This is a genomic window from Streptomyces sp. NPDC054841 (assembly GCF_053611045.1).
On sequence record NZ_JBSGZO010000761.1, the window covers coordinates 1 to 2,628 of the forward strand.

Below are 2,628 nucleotides of genomic sequence, written 5' to 3' on the forward strand. Positions count from 1 at the left end.
GCGCCGCAGCGCACCCCGGGGGCCGTCCCCGACGGGAAGGACCGGTTACTTGTCCTTGCCGCCCTTGTCCTTGTCGCCACCAGGGCCCATGGACTCGTAGATCTCCTTGCACATCGGGCAGACCGGGTACTTCTTGGGGTCGCGCCCCGGAACCCAGACCTTGCCGCACAGTGCCACCACGGGAGTGCCGTCGAGGGCGCTCGCCATGATCTTGTCCTTCTGGACGTAATGGGCGAAGCGCTCGTGGTCGCCGTCGCCGTGCGACACCTGCGGTGTCGGCTCTACGAGGGTGCCCGTACCTGTCCCGCGCTCGGGCTCAAGAGTGCTCATAGGTGCCAAGGGTACTGAAGCGTGGCGGGATCAGTTCAGCGAAGGGTCGTCCGGATAGGTCGCGACCATCGCGAGCTCATTGCGCTGCCGCCGCAGCACCGACCGCCACAGCGATTCGGGCCGCGGCGAGGACACGTCACCGGGCTCGGACTCGACGACGTACCAGGCGCCCTCGGTCAGCTCGTCCTCCAGTTGGCCGGGGCCCCAGCCCGCGTACCCGGCGAAGATCCGCAGCGAGCCGAGCGCCGCGGCGAGCAGCTCCGGCGGGGCCTCCAGGTCGACGAGCCCGATCGCCCCGTACACCCGCCGCCAGCCCAGCGGTCCCTCGTCGCCGGGGATGACGGCGAGGCCGAGCGCCGAGTCGAGCGATACGGGGCCGCCCTGGAAGACCACGCCGGGCTCACCGGCGAGCCCGGCCCAGGGCTCCAGGATGTCGCCGACGCCGACCGGCGTCGGCCGGTTCAGGACCACGCCGAGCGAGCCCTCCTCGTCATGGTCGAGCAGGAGCACCACCGCGCGGTCGAAGTTCGGGTCCGCGAGGGCCGGAGTGGCGACGAGCAGCCGCCCTGTGAGGGAGGACACCTCGGTCATGCGACACATGATCCCGCATCTTCGCCCTCCGCGGGGAGCGGGCGGCGGAGTGTGAGCCGACGCAGCTCAGGGCGCACCGCGGCAGCGGGAGCGCGCGGCGGGGCCGGACGAGCGGATGGTGACCGTCCGCATGTGCACCCGAACGGAGCGTATTGTGCCGAATTCATTTCGCATGAGGGTCCACCCTTGGCCTTACGGGAGTGGGGTAGTCGCCCCTTACGCTTAGCCCCTGGCCCCTGCCCGACCTCCCCCTCGCTCCGCTGGGGGGACCCCCTCCGGAACGCGAGATACATGACCGGCACAGACGATGTACTGCTTGTCCACGGCGGAACCCCGCTCGAGGGCGAGATCCGCGTCCGAGGCGCCAAGAACCTGGTGCCCAAGGCTATGGTCGCCGCGCTGCTCGGCAGCGAGCCGAGCCGGCTGCGCAACGTTCCCGACATCCGCGATGTGCGGGTGGTGCGCGGGCTGCTGCAGCTGCACGGGGTGACGGTGCGCCCCGGTGACGAGCCCGGTGAGCTGGTGCTCGACCCGACGCACGTCGAGAGCGCCAATGTCGCCGACATCGATGCCCATGCGGGTTCCTCGCGGATCCCGATCCTGTTCTGCGGCCCGCTGCTGCACCGGCTCGGCCACGCCTTCATCCCCGGTCTCGGCGGCTGTGACATCGGCGGCCGGCCGATCGACTTCCACTTCGACGTGCTGCGACAGTTCGGCGCGAAGATCGAGAAGCGGGCGGACGGACAGTACCTGGAGGCTCCGCAGAGGCTTCGCGGTTGCAAGATCCGGCTGCCGTATCCGTCGGTCGGCTCGACGGAGCAGGTGCTGCTGACGGCGGTGCTGGCGGAGGGCGTCACCGAGCTGTCGAACGCGGCGGTGGAGCCGGAGATCGAGGACCTCATCTGCGTACTGCAGAAAATGGGCGCGATCATTTCGATGGACACCGACCGGACGATCCGGATCACCGGTGTCGACCGGCTCGGCGGCTACACCCACCGGGCGCTCCCGGACCGTCTCGAGGCCGCGTCCTGGGCCTCGGCGGCGCTCGCGACCGAGGGCAACATCTATGTGCGCGGCGCGCAGCAGCGCTCGATGATGACGTTCCTCAACACGTACCGGAAGGTCGGCGGCGCCTTCGAGATCGACGACGAGGGCATCCGCTTCTGGCACCCGGGCGGCTCGCTCAACGCGATCCACCTGGAGACGGACGTGCACCCCGGCTTCCAGACCGACTGGCAGCAGCCGCTGGTGGTGGCCCTGACCCAGGCCGCGGGCCTCTCCATCGTGCACGAGACGGTGTACGAGTCCCGGCTGGGCTTCACTTCCGCGCTCAACCAGATGGGCGCGCACATCCAGCTGTACCGCGAGTGCCTGGGCGGCTCGGACTGCCGCTTCGGCCAGCGCAACTTCCTGCACTCGGCGGTCGTCTCCGGCCCGACGAAGCTCCAGGGCGCGGATCTGGTGATCCCGGACCTGCGCGGCGGCTTCTCCTACCTGATCGCCGCGCTGGCGGCGCAGGGGACCTCACGGGTCCACGGCATCGACCTGATCAACCGGGGCTACGAGAACTTCATGGAGAAGCTCGTCGAACTGGGCGCGAAGGTGGAGCTCCCGCGCGGCTCCGTCGTCTGAGCCCGGCTCCGTCTCCCCGGGGCGAGCCCCGGCCTTCTTCACCCGGCAAGCGCCGGACGGCCCGATTGTCCGGGC

Annotated in this window: 3 protein-coding genes; 1 reads left to right on the top strand and 2 read right to left on the bottom strand. The window is 70.2% G+C overall.

What is annotated here, in order from left to right:
* Positions 1 to 45: 45 nt before the first annotated feature.
* The gene (locus ACWGI8_RS42865; RefSeq protein ID WP_030010729.1) at positions 46 to 330 is read right to left on the bottom strand and encodes a DUF3039 domain-containing protein; all 285 of its coding nucleotides are present in this window, start codon (positions 328 to 330) and stop codon (positions 46 to 48) included.
* A gap of 30 nt (positions 331 to 360) precedes the next feature.
* Positions 361 to 921, bottom strand: coding sequence for a YqgE/AlgH family protein (locus tag ACWGI8_RS42870; protein ID WP_453668885.1), 561 nt, complete (start codon positions 919 to 921; stop codon positions 361 to 363).
* 291 nt (positions 922 to 1,212) lie between these two features.
* Here ACWGI8_RS42870 and murA point away from each other — a divergent pair, with 291 nt between their 5' ends.
* Positions 1,213 to 2,553, top strand: a complete 1,341-nt coding sequence (murA, locus tag ACWGI8_RS42875; RefSeq protein ID WP_453668886.1) for a UDP-N-acetylglucosamine 1-carboxyvinyltransferase — start codon at positions 1,213 to 1,215, stop codon at positions 2,551 to 2,553.
* The last annotated feature ends 75 nt before the right edge of the window (positions 2,554 to 2,628 follow it).